Genomic DNA, 17,698 nt, shown 5'->3' with positions numbered 1-17,698 from the left:
CTGATTACTTCCTAGCCGCGGCTGCGGCCAGCGATACGATGTGGAGAAGCCTGTGAGCCTGAAACCGCTGTCGGATACTGAACGCACTGCAGCCCGAAACAAGGCCACCGCGGCCAGAGCCGAGCGGGCCGAGATCAAAGCCAGGCTTAAAGACGGCCGGGTCAGCGTGGCCGAGGTCATCGATACGGCGAAGAATGTTGAATCGATCGGCAGGCTTCGGGTCGTCGAATTGCTCGAGGCGCTGCCGGGCATCGGCAAGGTCCGGGCCGCGGCCATAATGGAAAGCATCGGAATCGCCCCAACCCGGCGGGTCCGGGGTCTGGGCGTGCACCAGCGCAAGGCCCTGATCGAACTTCTGGAATCACAATAGATCCTGCAACAGATGGAAAGCATGTCTGATAAACCCCGCCTCACCGTCCTGGCCGGTCCCACCGCCGTCGGCAAGGGAACCGTCTCCACTTTCATCCGCGACCATTACCCGCAGGTCTGGCTGTCGGTATCCGCTACCACGCGGGCACCGCGCCCCGGCGAGGTGGACGGGGTCCACTACTATTTCGTCGCCGCCGAGGAGTTTGACCGGCTGGTGGCCGATGGTGCCATGCTCGAATGGGCCGTAGTCCACGGTCGCAACCGCTACGGAACCATCCGGAACACCGTGGAGCAGGCGATGGCGGAAGGGAAATCGGTGCTCCTGGAGATCGATTTGCAGGGCGCCCGCCAAGTGAAGGAAAGCATGCCGGAGGCGAATTTCGTCTTTTTGGCGCCGCCCAGCTGGGACGAAATGGTCCGCCGCCTGGTGGGCCGTGGCACAGAAACGCCGGAGGAACAGCAGCAACGGCTGGAAACCGCTAAACTGGAACTTGCTGCCGAATCCGAATTCAACCACACCGTCGTAAATGACGATGTCCGGCGGGCGGCAGAAGAGCTTGTTTCGCTGATGGGGCTCGTACCGAACCCGCGTTAGACCGCGACCGTCAGTGAAGCAGATACCTACAGAATTTTTTGGAGAATAAGTGTCGACTAACCTCGAAGGCATCATTAATCCGCCGATCGACTCCCTGCTGGAGACGACGGACTCGAAGTATGCCCTGGTGATCTACGGTGCCAAGCGCGCCCGCCAGATCAACGCTTACTACTCGCAGCTGCATGAGGGCCTGTTCGAGTACGTTGGCCCGCTGGTGGACACCAAGCTGAACGAGAAGCCGCTTTCCATCGCCCTGCGCGAGATCAACGAAGGCCTGCTGGTTTCCAAGCCGGCGGAACCGGCTGCAGAGTAGTACCAGGCAACAACTCAACACGGTAACGGAGCAGGAATGCGGATCATTCTAGGTGTGGGCGGCGGTATCGCCGCCTACAAGTCCGCATCCCTGCTCCGGCTGTTTAAGGAAGCCGGACACCAGGTCACCGTTGTCCCGACCGAGGCCGCCGAGAAGTTCGTCGGGCGCGCCACCTGGGAAGCACTCTCCGGCCAGCCAGTGTCGACCACCGTCTTTGACGCGGTGGACACCGTGAACCATGTGCGGCTGGGCCAGGACGCTGACCTGGTGGTGGTGGCTCCTGCCACCGCGGACGTTCTTGCCCGTGCCGCGGCTGGCCTTGCCGATGACCTGCTCACCAATACGCTGCTGATGGCCCGGGGGCCGGTGGTTTTCGTGCCGGCTATGCACACCGAAATGTGGCAGCACCCGGCAACGCAAACAAATATTGCCACGCTGCGCGGCCGCGGAGCCCTCGTCATGGATCCAGCCGTCGGCAGGTTGACCGGCAAAGACACCGGGCCCGGCCGGTTGCCGGAGCCGGAGGAAATCTTCGAATTCGCCCTTGAGCAGCTCGGCGAAAGCCAGTCGGCCGCAGGCACCACCATACTGCTGGGCAAGCGTGTGGTCATCACCGCTGGCGGAACTCGCGAACCGCTGGACCCGGTGCGCTTTTTGGGCAATCGCTCGTCGGGAAAGCAAGGTGTCGCGTTGGCGCGGGCCGCGGCGGCCGCCGGCGCCGAGGTCGAGCTTGTCGCCGCCCACATGGATGTTGCTCCGCCTGAGGGCGTCAAGACTACGCGGGTGGAAACTGCCCTGCAGCTGCGGACGGCGATGCTTGAAGCGTCGGCGCGTGCCGACGTCGTTATTATGGCTGCTGCTGTAGCTGACTTCCGTCCCGCGGAGGCAGCCGAAACCAAGATCAAGAAACGCGACGACGCCGCGGATCCGGTCATCACCCTGGTGCGCAACCCGGACATCCTGCAGGAAATTGTCCAGGCCCGGCGCGACAGCGGAACGGGTCCGGCGTTGATCGTCGGCTTTGCCGCTGAAACCGGGGACAGCAGCAGCGATGTGTTGGGCTACGCACGTCAAAAGCTGGCCCGCAAGGGCTGCGATCTGCTGGTGCTGAACCAGGTGGGCCGGGATCTGGTGTTCGGCCAGGACAAGACTGCAATCAGCATTCTCGATAATTCCGGCGCTGATCCGCAGACAGCGGCCGGGAGCAAGGACACCGTGGCCCGCACCATCATCGAACGGGTGGCGGCGGAGCTCGTCTCCTGACCATTCCGCCCCCTCGCCGCCTGTTGACAGGCGCGGCAGCTGCGGCTTAAGACCAAGTAAGGTATGTCTGTGACTTCTTCTGCTTCCCCCCTGCGGCTTTTTACCTCCGAGTCCGTCACTGAAGGGCACCCGGACAAGATCTGCGACCAGATCTCGGACGCCATTCTTGATGCGCTGCTCCGCGAAGACCCGGACTCGCGTGTCGCTGTGGAGACACTCGCCACAACGGGGTTGGTCCATGTGGCCGGCGAAGTGACGACCCAAGGCTACGTTGAGATCCCGCAGATTGTCCGCGAGACCATCCTGAACATCGGCTACAATTCTTCCGACAAGGGCTTCGACGGCGCCCGCTGCGGCGTCTCCGTGTCCATCGGGCAGCAGTCGACGGACATCGCGTCCGGCGTGTTCAATTCGCTGGAGGGCCGCGAGGGCACGCAGCAGGACGACTACGATGCACAGGGCGCCGGCGACCAGGGCATCATGTTCGGCTACGCCAGCGACGAGACCGAGGTGTTCATGCCGGCACCGATCTGGTTGGCGCACCGGCTTTCCGAGAAGCTGACGGAAGTCCGCAAGGACGCCACGCTGCCGTACCTGCGGCCTGACGGCAAGACCCAGGTCACCGTCGGGTACGATGGCGATAAGCCGGTTTCCGTTGACACCGTGGTCATTTCAAGCCAGCACGAAGCCGGCGTGGATCTCGACCACCTGCGGGCGGACCTGTCCAAGTACGTTATTGAACCGGTGCTGGCCAATTCGAACCTGGACGTTTCCGACGTCCGCCATATTCTGAACCCGGGCGGAGAGTTCGTCATCGGCGGCCCGGTGGGGGACGCCGGACTGACCGGACGCAAGATCATCGTGGATACCTACGGCGGAATGGCCCGCCACGGCGGCGGCGCGTTCAGTGGCAAGGATCCGTCCAAGGTCGACCGCTCGGCAGCCTACGCCATGCGTTGGGTGGCCAAGAACGTCGTGGCTGCCGGCCTGGCTCGCCGGGCCGAAATCCAGATCGCCTACGCCATCGGAATGGCACGGCCGGTCGGGATTTATGTGGAGACGTTCGGCACCGAGACAGTGGACCCGCTGCGCATCGCAGACGCCGTCCAGGAAATCTTCGACCTGCGGCCGCTGGGCATCATCAACGACCTGCAGCTCAAGCGTCCCATCTACCTGCAGACCGCGGCGCACGGACATTTCGGCCGCGAACAGGAAGACTTCACCTGGGAACGCACCGACCGGGCCGAGGCTCTGCGCAGCTACTTCAACGCCTGATTCCAGCGTGACAGACGGATCAGCCCCGGGGGAGGAAGCCGTCCAGCTGTCGCTGCTGCACGGATTCTCCTCGCCCGCCAAACCCCGCGGCGCCACTGTGCCGGCCGGAGAGAACCCGGTGGCCGAGGTCCTGATCGAGTCCGCAGTGCCGCATCTGGACCGCGTCTTCGATTATCTGGTTCCGCAGGAGGCCGCCGCGGAGGCGGTTCCCGGGGCACGCATCAAAGCCCGTTTCGGCGGCCAGGAGATCAGCGGCTACATCATCGGACGCAAAGCAGAAGCTGCAGAGGGGGTCCGGCTCAGCCCGCTGGCAAAGGTAATTTCCGCCCAGCCGGTACTGACCCCGGAGCTGCTGGAGCTGGCGGGCGCATTGGCCAGGCGGTACGCCGGGACGCTCAGTGACGTCGTCCGCGCTGCGATCCCTCCACGGGTGGCCAAGGTGGACAAGGAATTCGCGGCAGCGGGCCGGCTCATGCCGGGCGCACCGACAGGGGGAGACCCGGGGCAGTCGGACGAGCCGGACCCGGAAGCCGGCGCAGACAACGCGCCAGCGGATGCTGCGGACCCGGCGGTTTGCTTTGCCGGCTACCGAAGCGCTGCGGCGTTTCTGGCCCATCTGGCCGCCGGAGAGTCGCCACGGGCGGTACTTTCAAGCCACAAGTCCTACGGGCCGGCATCCTGGACACGCCAGTTGGCGGCGGCCGTAGCGGCGACGCTGACCAGCGGACGCGGTGCCCTGGTGGTGGTCCCTGATGCCAAGGATCTTGACCTGCTGGGCGAGGCGCTCGAGGCGACGATTGGTGCCGAGGCGTTCGTGCGGCTGAGCGCCGATGACGGTCCGACCCCGCGCTACCGGAACTACCTGAAACTTCTGCACGGTACCGCCAAGGTCGCGATCGGCACCCGGTCCGCGGCTTACGCACCGGTCCGTGAGCTGGGCCTGGTTGCGATCTGGGACGACGGCGATGATCTGTACGTTGAACAGCGCGCCCCCTACCAGCACACGCGCGAGGTCCTGCTGCTGCGCGCGGAGCAAACCGGTTGCGCGGCCTTGCTGGCCGGGATTGCCCGCAGCACGGAGAGCCAGCGGCTTGTTGAAACCGGCTGGGCTCAGCCCCTGCAGGCTGACCGGCCGGCATTGCGTGCGCTCACGCCCCGGGTCGTCAACACCGCCGATACGTTCCAGCAGGAACGCGATCCTCTGCTCCGCCATGCCAGGCTTCCGCAGGCGGCGTGGCAGGCAGCCAGGGAAGGACTCGAACACGGGCCCGTCCTGGTACAGGTCGCGCGGACAGGTTTTTCACCGGCCATGGCCTGCCAGGACTGCCGCACACCGGCCCGCTGCACCGAATGCCAAGGACCGCTGGGACAAGCCGGTTACGGGACAGCGCTGACCTGCCGGTGGTGCGGCCGGCTCGCCGCCCACTGGCGCTGCGGCGTTTGCGGTTCGGGCAGACTGCGGGCGTTGGTCATCGGGGCCTCGCGAACAGCAGAGGAGCTTGGCCGGGCCTTTCCCGGGGCCACAGTCATCTCTTCAGCGGGTGATCACGTGAAGGCCACGGTCAAGGCCGGCAAAGCCGTGGTGGTGGCGACGCCGGGGGCGGAGCCGGCGGTCGCCGGCGGATATGCCGCGGCCCTGCTGCTGGATGGCAACTCGCTGCTGAGCCGTGAGTCTTTGCGCGCTCCCGAAGATGCCCTGCGCCGCTGGTTCACCGCCGCATCGTTGGTCCGTCCGGCAGCCGAGGGCGGGACAGTAGTGATCACGGCCGACCATGACGCGGTGGTCGGGCAGCTGGTGCGTTGGGATCCAGCCGGGGCCGCTTCCCGGGAGCTCGCGTTGCGGCGTGAACTGCAGCTGCCTCCCGCGCTCAGGATCGCAGCCATTACCGGTTCAACCGCCGGAATTGAGACGTTTATGTCCGGACTCGAAATCCCCGGCGACGTCCGTACAGTGGGCCCCACTGAGCTGGAGAATTACGGGGCCCCGGCCGGACACCACCGCCTGCTGTTGTTCTTCAGCTACCAGCAGGGGAATACCGTGACCGGAGCCCTCCGGGCCAGAAAGGCGGCCGTCTCCGCCAAACGGTTGGCGGAACCAGTCCAGGTCCGCTGCGACGGCCTGGATCTGCTCTAGCAGGCCCGGCGCCTGGCTAGCACCTCTTCGGCCGCCCCAATCAGCTGCGCTGCCGAGCTGTCCCAGTCATACTCCGCGGCGCGGAGCACCCCCTCGGCCGATGCACGACGCCGCCGTTCCGGATCCTCCAGCTCGCGGACGGCGGCGGCGAAGGCTTCAGGATCGTCCGGATCCACATGGAGCGCCACGTTTTCGGCGACCTCCCGGAAAATGGGAATGTCGCTGGCGATGACAGGTGTTCCGGCGGCCATGGCTTCGATGAGCGGCAGCCCGTAGCCTTCGTCCCTGGACAGCGTGACCAGCGCCGAGGCTTCGTGCAGGAGGCGCAGGTAATCGCCGTCGGAAATCCCGTTGTGGAACACCAGCTGTGCGGCATCCGCCGCGCGGTCCGCCAGCTCTGCACGCCTCGGCCCTTGGATGGGGCTGAGCAGATGCAGCCGGTAGCCGGGCAGCAGCGCCATTGCGTCGATGAGCGTCTCGACATTCTTGTAGGGCATGTAGGACCCCATGTAGAGCAGTTCCTTGCGCACGGCCGCCGACGGATCCCGCGGTGGTCCCAGCGGCTGGGCGGCATTGGAAACGATCCTGACCTCGCGCCGGGTGAGCCGGGTCTGCTGCAGCAGCGACCGCGTGGTCCGGCTGATGGTCGCAACCGTGTCCGCCCGGTTGAGCAGCAGGCGCTGCGGCCAGTACGCCTTGTGGTAGACCCGCCACAGCAGCCTGACCGGCAGCGGCAAAAATCCCGGCGGCCTGGGATGGCGGTAATAGATCAGGTCGTGGATGGTCAGAATCAGGCCGTAGCGCCTGCCGAAGCTGCCCATGGTCTGCATGGGACAAAAAACGACGTCGGCGCCCAGTTTATTTATCCGGCGCGCCACGAGGAGTTCGGCAGGGGAGAGGGGACTGTTGATCTTGACCCACGGGACATCGGCGGGAAGGAACTGCAGCTGCCGTTCGTCGTTGATGAGCATCAGCACCTCGGTCAGTTTCGAGGCAGCCGAGATCAGATTGGAGCCATAGCGGCTGATGCCGTCCAGCTGGTCGGTGCGCGTATAACGGGCGTCGATGACAAGCTTCACCGCTCCAGCCCGTCGAGGAACTCGCTGATCATGGCGGCCGCAATATCCGGCGCCTCGTAGTGGATGAGGTGGCCCACGCCGTCGATTATTTCCAAGTGGCTGTCAGGCAGCTGCGCCGCCAGCTGCTGCTGGCTGTCCACGGAGCCCAGATCGTCCTTCCGGCCGGCGATCAGGAGAACCGGCAGCTTCAGCCGCGGCGCGACCTCGAGGACGTCGTGGGAAATGGAGGCGCGGAACGCCTCAAGGACCACGTCCCGGTTGGCGAAGGCGCTGAAGTAGGCATCGTGCTGTCCATGAATGTACCGACGCAGCTGCCGGTCCCTGGTCTTGGCCATCATGATGCTCATGACCCTGACAATCAGCGGGTGCTGCAGCAGGCGCATTCCTGGCTTTTCGGGCAGCTTTGCCGCGAGGTAATAGTAGAACTCGGCGAGCCGTGAAGCCACCGCCTTCGGACCCTTGAGGGCGGGTTCGCTGATCGGATTGATCAGCACGGCTGCCCGGAACGAACCCGTGTGCGTGGCCAGATGATGGCTGACGATGATCGAGCCGAACGAATGGCCAATGATGACGGTGTCCGGCCCCAGTTCCAGAGCAGCTGCGAAGTCCGCCACGAAGTCCGCGTAACTTTCCACGCTGTGCCGGCGCCCCGAGAACGGTGCGGAGGCGCCGAAGCCGGGCAGATCGGGGGAGATGATCCGGTGCCCGGGGAGCGACTGGGCGACCAGTTCCAGGCCATGGTGGTCGCCACGGAACCCGTGAACGACCAGAATATCGGATTTACCGTTCGGGGTCTGGGCCGGGTACTCCCAGTAGGCCACTTCCCCCGAGCCGAGACTGAGGGCACGGCGGACCGCACGGTCTTTGGTGGCAGGCACGCTCTAGTTCACCTCGTCCGGGTGGGAACCGATGCGGCCGTTCCGCTCAAGCCCGCCGAGCCGCTGCATGGCTGCAGCATCGAGGGCGAAGTCCCACACCTTGAAGTTCTCCTGGATCCGCTGCTGCGAGCTAGCCTTCGGGATGGCCACGTTGCCCAACTGCAGGTGCCAGCGCAGCACTATCTGGGCCGGCGTCCTGCCCAGTTCCTGAGCCAGTTCCGCGACCACCGGGTCGAACAGAACTTTCCCCCGCCCCAGCGGGCTCCAGGCGACCGTCCGGATTCCGTGAGCAGCGTGCAGCTCCCGCAGCTGCTCTTGCTGGAGCCACGGGTGCAGCTCGATCTGGTTGACCGCCGGCACCACGTCGCAGTTTTTCAACAGTTCTTCAAGATGGGCCGGTTGGAAGTTGGAAACGCCAATGGCCCGGACGCGTCCCTCATGGTAGAGGCGTTCCAAGGCCCGGTAAGTGTCCACGTACAGTGCCCGTTCCGGCTGCGGCCAATGGATCAGATACAGGTCGACGTAGTCGAGCCCAAGCATGGCCAGCGATGCGTCAAAGGCACGCAGCGCCGCGTCGTAGCCGTGGCTGTCATTCCATACCTTGCTGGTGACGAAAATGTCGTCGCGGCTGAATTCCGGTTCCTCGGCGAGGAACCGGCGGACCGCCTCACCCACGCCCGCTTCATTGGCGTACAGAGCGGCAGTGTCGAAATGCCGGTAGCCGGATTCCAAAGCCTGGTAGCAAAGGCCGCCGGCGTCCTGCGGCGGAACTTTGTACAGGCCGAAGCCCAGCTGGTCCATCAGGACGCCGTTGTTCAGCGCCGTTTTATCTGCCGTTCCCATATACAAGACTCTACCGAGCAATGCCGGCATCGGCGGCCAACCACCGCCGTAAAAGAGCCGCACAGCCGCCTGGCAGGAATTGACCTCCACCCGCAGCGGGACTAGGTTCGAGCCCAGTCGGTGCTGCCCTCCGGCGCCGGTGTCCTGTCCTAGGGAAGAGGTCCGCTTTGTCCGACTACATTCTGGCGATCGACCAGGGGACCACGTCCTCGCGGGCCATCATTTTTGACCATGCAGGGCAGATCGTTTCGACCGGCCAGAAGGAACACCGGCAGATTTTCCCGCAGCCAGGCTGGGTGGAACATGATGCGGTGGAAATCTGGGACAACGCCCGCGAGGTCATCGGCAACGCGCTGGCGCGCGCCAATCTGACCCGCCACAATATTGCCGCCGTGGGCATCACCAACCAGCGCGAAACCACCGTGGTGTGGGACCGGAACACCGGAAAACCGGTTTACAACGCCATCGTGTGGCAGGATGTGCGCACCCAGCCTATCTGCGACGCCCTGGCCGCTGACGGCGGCACCGACCGGTTCAAAGCAACTACGGGGCTGCCGCTTTCCCCGTACTTCGCCGGAACGAAGCTGAAATGGATTCTGGACAATGTGGAGGACGCCCGGGCCAAGGCCGACGCCGGCGAGCTCCTTTTCGGCACCACGGACAGTTGGGTGCTGTGGAACCTGACGGGAGGTACCGACGGCGGAGTCCATGTCACGGACGTCACGAACGCTTCCCGGACGCTGTTCATGGACTTAAAGACTCTTGCCTGGGACCGGTCCATCCTGGAGGCCTTCGATGTGCCGGCTTCTCTGCTCCCGGAAATCAAGTCTTCTGCCGAGGTGTACGGGACCGTCCATGGATCCCAGCTGCTGCGGCACGTTCCCGTTGCCGGGATTCTTGGCGACCAGCAGGCAGCGACTTTCGGGCAGGCAGCTTTCGACGCCGGGGATGCCAAGAACACTTACGGCACCGGCTGTTTTGTCATCGTCAATACCGGCAGCGAGATCGTCGAATCCGCCAACGGCCTGCTGACCACCGTGGCCTACAAGATTGGCGACGACGCACCGTGCTATGCCCTTGAAGGCTCGATAGCTGTTGCTGGGTCACTGATTCAGTGGCTGCGGGACAACTTGGGCATCATCGGTTCGGCCATGGAGGTCGAGGAGCTGGCCTCCTCGGTGCCCGACAGCGGCGGGGCGTACTTTGTGCCCGCATTTTCCGGCCTCTTCGCTCCCTACTGGCGTGCCGATGCGCGCGGAGCCCTGGTGGGGCTGACGCGTTTCGTCACGAAAGCACACATCGCCAGGGCTGCCCTGGAAGCCACGGCGTTCCAGACCCGTGAAGTGCTGGAAGCCGTCAACGCTGATGCTGCCGTTCCGCTTGCGGAATTGAAGGTCGACGGCGGGATGGTTGCCAACGATGCGTTGATGCAGTTCCAAGCAGACATTCTCGGTGTCCCGGTCATCCGGCCCAAGGTCGCCGAAACCACGGCACTAGGCGCGGCCTACGCAGCGGGGCTGGCCGTTGGATTCTGGCAGGACCTTTCGGAACTGCGGTCGAACTGGGCCCAGGACCGTCGCTGGGAACCACGGCTGGACTCCTCCGAGCGGGACCGGCAGCTGCGGTTATGGAAGAAGGCGGTGACCCGCACTTTTGACTGGGTGGACGAGGACGTGCGCTGAACCTGATGCGACTGGACGATGCCAAGGGAAGCCTCCGGCTGATCTGCGGTAAAGTAATTCCATGTCCGCACTTCTGCTTAGCTAGCCGCACCTACGGAACACTTCCGTAACGTGCGGCCGCCCCTCCCGTGTCGAGGGGCTTTTGTGTGTCTAAGCGGCAACCACCGGGAGTGCGCCGTAGCAACCAAGAGGACGAGGACAAGTCAACGTGAGTACGCAGTCTGGTACCGAACCGAACGAGTACAGTTTTTCCGCCATGGAGGCCAAATGGCCTGCCGTTTGGGAAGAGCTTGGCGTCTTCAAGGCTGTTGACGACGGCTCGAAGGAACGCCGTTACGTGCTGGATATGTTCCCCTATCCCTCGGGTGACCTGCACATGGGCCATGCCGAGGCGTTCGCCATGGGCGACGTCGTCGCACGTTACCTGCGGCTGAAGGGCTACGACGTCCTGCACCCCATCGGCTGGGACTCCTTTGGTCTGCCTGCGGAAAATGCGGCCATCAAGCGCAATGCGCACCCGTCCGAATGGACCTACGCCAACATTGAGACCCAGGCTGCATCCTTCAAGCGCTACGCCATCAGCGCCGACTGGTCCCGGCGGCTGCACACCTCCGACGCGGACTACTACCGCTGGACACAATGGCTGTTCCTGCGGTTCTACGAGCGTGGGCTGGCCTATCGGAAGAACTCGCCGGTCAACTGGTGTCCCAAGGACCTGACCGTGCTGGCCAACGAACAGGTTGTCAACGGTGCCTGCGAACGATGCGGGACCCCTGTGACCAAGAAGAGCCTGAACCAGTGGTACTTCAAGATCACTGAGTACGCCGACCGGCTGCTGGATGACATGGACGAGCTGAAGGGCCGTTGGCCTGAGCGTGTGCTGGCCATGCAGCGCAACTGGATCGGCCGGTCCGAGGGTGCCCACGTCAACTTCAACATCGAGCCCGCAGACGGCCGGGAAGCCAAGGACGTCACCGTCTTCACGACCCGCCCGGACACTCTGCACGGCGCGACGTTCTTCGTCGTTGCTGCTGATGCCCACCTTGCCCTGGACCTGGTCACGCCCGAACAGCACGATGCGCTGATGGACTACCGCGAAAAGGTCAAGGCCCTCTCCGATATTGAACGCCAGTCTACCGACCGGGAGAAGACCGGTGTCTTCCTCGGCCGTTACGCCATCAACCCGTTGAACGGCGAGAAACTGCCGGTTTGGGCGGCCGATTACGTGCTGGCAGACTACGGCACCGGCGCGATCATGGCTGTTCCCGCGCACGACCAGCGCGACCTGGACTTCGCCAAGACGTTCGATCTGCCCGTGCGGGCGGTGCTGGACACCGGTGAGGAAGATCCCGCGGTCAGCGGCACCGCCACCACGGGCGAAGGCAGCCTGATCAACTCGGGCGACCTTAACGGTCTGTCCAAAGCAGAGGGCATTGCCAAGGCCATCGACATCGTCGAGGCAGCCGGCACCGGCGAGAAGACGGTCAACTACCGGCTCCGCGATTGGCTACTCAGCCGCCAGCGCTTCTGGGGTGCGCCGATCCCCATCATCCACTGCGCCGAATGCGGTGAAGTTCCCGTTCCCGATGACCAGCTTCCGGTGCGGCTGCCCGAAGACCTGCGCGGCGAAGCGCTCTCACCGAAGGGCACATCGCCCTTGGCCGCCGCCGCGGACTGGGTCAATGTGGACTGCCCGAACTGTGGACGCGCGGCCACCCGGGATACGGACACCATGGATACCTTCGTTGATTCTTCCTGGTACTACCTTCGGTTTGCCTCGCCGGACTACACCGAAGGGCCGTTCGACGTCGAAGCGGTCAACAAATGGCTGCCGGTCGGACAGTACGTAGGCGGCGTCGAGCACGCCATCCTGCACCTGCTGTACAGCCGGTTCTTCACCAAGGTGCTCAAGGATCTCGGGCTGGTGGACTTCGACGAGCCGTTCAGCGCCCTGCTGAACCAGGGCCAGGTCCTCAACGGGGGCAAGGCCATGAGCAAGTCTCTGGGCAACGGTGTGGACCTCGGCGAGCAACTCGACAAGTTCGGTGTCGACGCCGTCCGGCTGACCATGATTTTCGCTTCACCGCCGGAGGACGACGTCGACTGGGCCGACGTTTCGCCGTCGGGTTCGGCTAAATTCCTAGCCCGTGCTTGGCGACTGGGCCAGGACGTGACTTCCGCCGTCGGTGCCGATCCCGCCGACGGCGACCGCGCGCTGCGCTCGGTGACCCACCGGACCATCGCCGACGCCGCCGAACTGCTGGACAACCATAAGTTCAACGTGGTCATCGCCCGCCTCATGGAGCTGGTCAATGCCACCCGCAAGGCGATCGACAGCGGTGTCGGCGGCGCCGATCCCGCCGTCCGGGAAGCTGCCGAAGCAGTCGCCATTGTGCTGAGCCTCTTCGCTCCGTACACCGCTGAGGACCTCTGGGCAGCGCTCGGGCATGAGCCCTCGGTTGCGGCAGCCAGCTGGCCGGCTGTCGACGAGCGGCTGCTGGTCCAAGCCACGGTTACCGCCGTCGTCCAGGTGCAGGGCAAGGTCCGGGACCGGCTCGAAGTGGCCCCGGACATCAGCGAAGAGGAACTCAAGGCCAAGGCATTGGCATCGGAGCAGGTGGTTAAGACTCTCGATGGGCGCAGCATCCGCACGGTCATCGTCCGGGCACCCAAACTGGTCAATATCGTCCCGGCTTAAGGACGGCTGACAGTGTCATGGCTTGAGGAGCTGGTGCAGCGGTCACGGCAACTGCTGCACCAGGCTGGCCGCAAGCCGGACGAGGCGTCTGGAGGCCCACGGGTCGCCGTCGTAACGGATTCGGCAGCCTCGCTGCCGGCGGAGTGGGCAGCCGAACCGGAAACCGCGGACTGGCTGCGGATTGTCCCGATGCCGGTGATGATTTCCGGCCAGATCTACGGCGAGGGAGTGGACGACGTCCCCGCCGTGCTGACCATCGGCCTGGCCGAAGGCAAGGAAATCAAGACCTCCAGGCCGTCGCCAGGCCTCTTCATACGGACCTACGAGGAACTGCAGCGGCAGGGCTACGAGGCGATCGTATCCATCCACCTCTCTGGATCCCTGTCCGGCACCGTGGAAGCCGCGGCGCTGGCTGCGGCAGAGGTCGATATCCGGGTGGAGATCGTCGATACCCGGTCGGTGGCGATGGCAGAGGGATTTGCTGTTGTCGCCGCGGTGCTGGCGGCGCAGGACGGCGCGGAGGTATCCGCGGTGGCGGAACGGGCCCGGGAAGCGGCGGCAGCGGCCGATGTGCTCTTCTATGTTCCAAGCCTGGACCAGCTGCGCCGGGGCGGGCGGATCAATCCGGCGGCCGGGTTCATCGGGTCGCTGCTGGCTATCAAACCTATTCTCACGATCCGTGACGGTGCCATCGCAGAGGTGGAAAAAATCCGGACCGCTTCCAAAGCGCTGGTCCGGATGCAGCAGCTGGTGGTCCGGCGGATCGAAGAACTCGAGTATTCGCCGCAGCTGGCTGTCCATTATTTTGGCAACGAAGCAGAGGCCAGGTCGCTGGCCGAAGAGCTCAGTCCTCATGTCGGTGATGAAATCCTGGTTACCGCAGTACCGTCGGTGCTGGCCGCGCATGCCGGACTGGGGGTCCTGGCCGTCGTCATAGGACCCGCCATGCCCGACCCGGTGTCCTGATCTCCACAATGTGGGCCGGGATGCTCCTGTCCACAAGGCGCAGGAGCGTCCTGCCCGGCCGTTGATTTCCTCCATAGCGTAGTCCCATGGGCCGCCACCGCTGGGGAACAGCCGCCACAGAAGCCAGCCACGGCCTGAAAATATCTGCCCGCCGCCCGCGTCTGCGGGTGGCACTGGGAGCAGCGCTGATCGCTGCAGGACTGGCCGTCGGCTACGCTTTGGTGCTGCTCCTGACAGCAGATACCCACAGGGAAGAGAGCGACGTGCTGCTCTCCCTGCCTGTCACGAGCTCCGAGGCAGAGGCCGGACCCTCCGGGGAAGGACAGGGCGCGGAGCAGGCCGCCGATCCGGTGCCCTCGGCCCAGGCGGGCGAGGAGGGTGTTTCCCCAGGGCCGGAGGCCGGTCCCAGCGATGCTGCGCAGATCATCGTCCATGTCGCCGGCGCCGTCGGCCGTCCGGGCATTGTCCGTCTACCGGCATCGGCGCGGGTTTTTGAAGCACTGGAAGCCGCGGGAGGTGCTAGCGAGAACGCAGATCTGGCATCACTGAACCTGGCGGCGCCGCTCACGGACGGCCAACAGGTCTTCGTTTCCTCACCCGAGCACCAGTCCGCCCACGGCAGCAGCGGGACTGCAGCGGGTCCCGAGGGCGGTGCTGACGGAGCAGAAGACCAGCCCGCAGCCAAGATCAATCTCAACAGCGCCTCGCTGGAAGAACTTAAGACGCTGCCCCGGGTCGGGCCCGTTCTTGCTCAGCGCATCATCGACTTCCGCGAGCAGCATGGAAGCTTTGGCAGGCCCGAAGACCTGGATGCAGTGCCGGGCATCGGTGAAGTCATGCTCGCAAGCCTCGTAGACTTGGTCACGGTATGAGCCCGGCACCGCCCTGGCAGCACTATGCGCGGGCCGCCCGCGAAGTGGCCAGCGAAACGGTCAAGGACGCCACCAGCGAGGCAGGCCCCGCCGGAAAACGAAGCTTGAAAGCATGGTTTTTGCGGGAAAAGGGCCCAAGTGGTGCCGCCGCAGCTAAAGCGTTGCGGCCGGGAGCTGGAGAGAACGGTCCCAACACCGTCCGGCTGGATCTAAGGCTAGCCGCCGCGGCGACAACCTGTTGGCTGGTGTCGCTCATTTTGCTGCGGTTACCGGGCGCCGTGGCCTTGACCTGCGCAGGTACCGGCATGGGCGCGGTTACAGTTCTCCTGCTGGCAGGGCTGCTCCGCCGGCGGCGGAAATCAATTCCCGCGGTGAATGGCACAGTGTTCCTGCTGGTGTGCACTGCCGGCCTGCTGGCACTGGTCATCGGCGTCAAACACACGGAGCGGCTCAGCGGGCCGATCGGTCCCGCCATCGAATCCGGAGCGTACGTCACCGCCGAACTAACGGCCCTCTCGGATGCCTCGCGCTCAAAGACACCGTCGATGTTTGGCTCCGGTCCACGCTATCTCGTCACCGCCGAAATCACCGAGGCATCGCACGCGGGACGGAAATTCGAGGCTGCAACCCCGGTGCTCGTCATCGGTAACCAGACATGGCAGACAGTCCGCTACGGGGATCGATTGCAAGCCGCCGGAACCCTGGCACCGATGGAACCGGGATCGTCGGAAGCTGCCATGCTGAGTGCCTCAACGGCACCCGATGTGACATCGACGCCGGCGGCTGCTGAAGCAGTCAACACACTCCGGAGCCTTTTCGTCGAACACACCGGGGGACTGCCGCCGGATGCGCGCGGATTGCTGCCAGGAATGGTGTTTGGCGACAGGGAACAGCAGACCGACGATTTGGCGGAGGCCATGCGCCGCACAGGACTGACGCATCTCATGGCGGTCAGCGGCGCAAACTGCAGTTACTTGCTCGGCTTTGTTTACCTGTTGGCGGCAGCCTGCCGAGCGCCTCGATGGCTGAGTTCCGTACTGGGCATCGTCGCGCTGGCCGGATTTGTGCTGCTGGTACGGCCGGAGCCGAGCGTCCTGCGTGCCGCCGTCATGGGAACGATAGGCGTGGCTGCATTGGTATCCGGGCGGCGTCGAGCCTCGCTGTCTTTCCTCGCTCTGGCCGTCATCGTCCTCCTGCTGGCGAATCCATGGCTCGCCGGCGAATACAGTTTCATTCTCTCGGTGCTGGCTACCTTGGGGCTGGTGCTGCTCGGCAGCACGTGCTCGCAATGGCTGCAACACTTTATGCCGAAGCTACTCGCCGATGCCATGGCGATTCCGCTTGCTGCGCAGCTGTTCTGCACGCCCGTCCTCGTCCAGCTCCAACCGGAATTGGCCATGTTCTCGATACCGGCCAACATCCTGGCGGCGCCGGTGGTTCCCTTCGTCACCATCGGCGGCATGGTTTCCTTGGCGCTGCTCCCATGGGCGGCACTGCCCGGCGGTTGCCTCGTCCAGGCGACCGGCTTTCTCACCCTCTGGGTCGCGCAGATCGCCCGGACCTTCTCCGGACTGCCACTGGCTACTCTTCCGTGGCTTGGTGGAGCGGCCGGCGCGGTCCTGGCCGCCGCTGCCGCCGTCGTCCTTCTCGCCATTTTGTGGCTGGCTGCACAGGGTCGCGGCGGCATTTCCTCTCTGTGGTTCAGGGTCGAGCAGGCGAGCGGCCGTGGCCGTGGCTCCGGCCAGCGGTACACTCCTGAACTGCCTGCGTCCGCAAACCAGGGGACCCGCGGGCACGCGGACCAGGGGACCGGCTTCGGGAACGGACCCACGCGGTTTGCTGTAGCGCGATGGACCGGGAAGCAGCGGGTGGGGGCTGCGTTTTGCGCGGCCGCCATCGCCGGTGTGCTGCTGGGCTGGCTGGTCTCCAGCACGAGTGCGGTTCCGCTGCCGGATCGCTGGGATGCTGTGGTCTGCAACGTCGGCCAAGGAGACGGGCTGGTCATCGGCACAGGTGCAGGACAGGCCATGGTCATTGACGCCGGGCCTGAACCAGGCGCTATGGATTCATGTCTGGATTCGCTCGGAGTGGAGAGCGTTGGGATTTTGGTCCTCACGCATATGCATCTGGACCATTACGGTGGCCTGGACGGCGTCCTGGACGGACGTAAGGTGGGCCGGGTGCTCGTTGGAAGTTCGAAGAAGGAGCTGCCCGACTTGGTCGAGGGCACACTGGCTGAACATGGGTTGGATCCTGAGCTAGGCGAGGCGGGTCAGTCCGGCCGGACGGGCAGCGCTTCGTGGCAAATACTCTGGCCGACGGCGGGACGGAGCGGTGTTTCGGAGAATGATTCGAGTATCGTTATGCTGGTCACAGTCTCCGGCGCCGACGGCGGGATTCTGCGGATACTGCTGACCGGCGATCTGGAAGAGGATGCCGCGGCAGATCTGCTCCGAGGCTTGGCTCTTGAACCGGGCAGCGTGGACGTCCTCAAGATCAGCCATCATGGCGCCCGCAACGGCGGGACAGCGATCCTGGACCAGCTGCAGCCGAGAGCGGCGGTCATTTCCGTGGGCCGTGACAATGACTACGGCCATCCTGCGCCAGAGATCCTCTCGGCCCTGGAGCGGCTTCGGATACCAGTATTCCGGACGGATCAAATCGGTACCATCGTCGTCGATCTCGCAGACGGCAGCTTCGCCGTGCGCCCGGCGGAATGAGGCGATTCCGG

Annotated in this window: 14 protein-coding genes; 11 read left to right on the top strand and 3 right to left on the bottom strand. The window is 64.8% G+C overall.

Features of this window, described 5'->3' with window-relative positions; genetic code table 11:
• Window positions 1–52 precede the first annotated feature (52 nt).
• The 6 genes from mihF to AC3A4M_RS10700 all read left to right on the top strand — a co-directional run bounded on the left by mihF (window position 53) and on the right by AC3A4M_RS10700 (window position 5,949).
• Window positions 53–370 (top strand): integration host factor, actinobacterial type, encoded by a 318-nt coding sequence (gene mihF / locus AC3A4M_RS10725; protein WP_074702268.1) that lies wholly within the window; start codon window positions 53–55, stop codon window positions 368–370.
• A gap of 21 nt (window positions 371–391) precedes the next feature.
• Window positions 392–964, top strand: a complete 573-nt coding sequence (gene gmk, locus AC3A4M_RS10720) for a guanylate kinase (RefSeq protein WP_498735735.1) — start codon at window positions 392–394, stop codon at window positions 962–964.
• A gap of 49 nt (window positions 965–1,013) precedes the next feature.
• Window positions 1,014–1,277: a DNA-directed RNA polymerase subunit omega gene (rpoZ, locus tag AC3A4M_RS10715; RefSeq protein WP_169997529.1), complete on the top strand. Its 264-nt coding sequence runs from the start codon at window positions 1,014–1,016 to the stop codon at window positions 1,275–1,277.
• 36 nt (window positions 1,278–1,313) lie between these two features.
• Window positions 1,314–2,540, top strand: a complete 1,227-nt coding sequence (gene coaBC, locus AC3A4M_RS10710) for a bifunctional phosphopantothenoylcysteine decarboxylase/phosphopantothenate--cysteine ligase CoaBC (RefSeq protein ID WP_498735734.1) — start codon at window positions 1,314–1,316, stop codon at window positions 2,538–2,540.
• A gap of 69 nt (window positions 2,541–2,609) precedes the next feature.
• Entirely contained in the window at window positions 2,610–3,815 is a 1,206-nt protein-coding gene (gene metK, locus AC3A4M_RS10705; RefSeq protein ID WP_498731407.1) for a methionine adenosyltransferase, read from the top strand.
• A gap of 7 nt (window positions 3,816–3,822) precedes the next feature.
• On the top strand, window positions 3,823–5,949 hold the full coding sequence (locus AC3A4M_RS10700) for a primosomal protein N' (protein WP_498735733.1): 2,127 nt from the start codon (window positions 3,823–3,825) through the stop codon (window positions 5,947–5,949).
• On the opposite strand, the gene AC3A4M_RS10695 is transcribed toward AC3A4M_RS10700, so the two are convergent.
• From AC3A4M_RS10695 to AC3A4M_RS10685, 3 genes are read right to left on the bottom strand one after another with little or no spacing between them, the layout of a single operon-like run.
• Complete coding sequence (locus AC3A4M_RS10695) at window positions 5,946–7,028, bottom strand: glycosyltransferase family 4 protein (RefSeq protein WP_498735732.1); 1,083 nt, start codon at window positions 7,026–7,028, stop codon at window positions 5,946–5,948. The two genes, AC3A4M_RS10700 and AC3A4M_RS10695, sit on opposite strands and share 4 nt — an antisense overlap.
• The gene (locus tag AC3A4M_RS10690; protein WP_498735731.1) at window positions 7,025–7,906 is read right to left on the bottom strand and encodes an alpha/beta fold hydrolase; all 882 of its coding nucleotides are present in this window, start codon (window positions 7,904–7,906) and stop codon (window positions 7,025–7,027) included. Before AC3A4M_RS10690 ends, AC3A4M_RS10695 begins: the two co-directional genes overlap by 4 nt.
• Window positions 7,907–7,909: 3 nt before the next feature.
• Window positions 7,910–8,749, bottom strand: a complete 840-nt coding sequence (locus tag AC3A4M_RS10685) for an aldo/keto reductase (protein WP_498735730.1) — start codon at window positions 8,747–8,749, stop codon at window positions 7,910–7,912.
• A 167-nt stretch (window positions 8,750–8,916) separates the two neighbouring features.
• Here AC3A4M_RS10685 and glpK point away from each other — a divergent pair, with 167 nt between their 5' ends.
• From glpK to AC3A4M_RS10660, 5 genes are all read left to right on the top strand, one after another.
• Window positions 8,917–10,431 carry a glycerol kinase GlpK gene (gene glpK / locus AC3A4M_RS10680; RefSeq protein WP_498735729.1) on the top strand — a complete coding sequence of 505 codons (1,515 nt, stop codon included), beginning with the start codon at window positions 8,917–8,919 and terminating at the stop codon, window positions 10,429–10,431.
• A 208-nt stretch (window positions 10,432–10,639) separates the two neighbouring features.
• On the top strand, window positions 10,640–13,129 hold the full coding sequence (gene leuS, locus AC3A4M_RS10675) for a leucine--tRNA ligase (RefSeq protein WP_498735728.1): 2,490 nt from the start codon (window positions 10,640–10,642) through the stop codon (window positions 13,127–13,129).
• Between the two features lie 12 nt (window positions 13,130–13,141).
• Window positions 13,142–14,095 carry a DegV family protein gene (locus AC3A4M_RS10670; protein ID WP_498731400.1) on the top strand — a complete coding sequence of 318 codons (954 nt, stop codon included), beginning with the start codon at window positions 13,142–13,144 and terminating at the stop codon, window positions 14,093–14,095.
• Between the two features lie 86 nt (window positions 14,096–14,181).
• On the top strand, window positions 14,182–14,967 hold the full coding sequence (locus AC3A4M_RS10665) for a ComEA family DNA-binding protein (RefSeq protein WP_498735727.1): 786 nt from the start codon (window positions 14,182–14,184) through the stop codon (window positions 14,965–14,967).
• A complete protein-coding gene (locus AC3A4M_RS10660; protein ID WP_498735726.1) occupies window positions 14,964–17,687 on the top strand; it encodes a ComEC/Rec2 family competence protein in 2,724 nt (907 codons plus the stop codon). The genes AC3A4M_RS10665 and AC3A4M_RS10660 overlap by 4 nt, the downstream gene beginning before the upstream one ends.
• The last annotated feature ends 11 nt before the right edge of the window (window positions 17,688–17,698 follow it).

The organism is Arthrobacter sp. Soil_C_60, assembly GCF_057656375.1.
This window is presented reverse-complemented; position numbering and strand designations above follow the sequence as displayed.

Coding starts and splice junctions, on each gene's coding strand:
- gmk (WP_498735735.1), top strand. CDS start 392: ATGTCTGATAAACCCCGCCTCACCGTCCTGGCCGGTCCCACCGCCGTC.
- coaBC (WP_498735734.1), top strand. CDS start 1,314: ATGCGGATCATTCTAGGTGTGGGCGGCGGTATCGCCGCCTACAAGTCC.
- AC3A4M_RS10685 (WP_498735730.1), bottom strand. CDS start 8,749: ATGGGAACGGCAGATAAAACGGCGCTGAACAACGGCGTCCTGATGGAC.
- AC3A4M_RS10665 (WP_498735727.1), top strand. CDS start 14,182: ATGGGCCGCCACCGCTGGGGAACAGCCGCCACAGAAGCCAGCCACGGC.
- AC3A4M_RS10660 (WP_498735726.1), top strand. CDS start 14,964: ATGAGCCCGGCACCGCCCTGGCAGCACTATGCGCGGGCCGCCCGCGAA.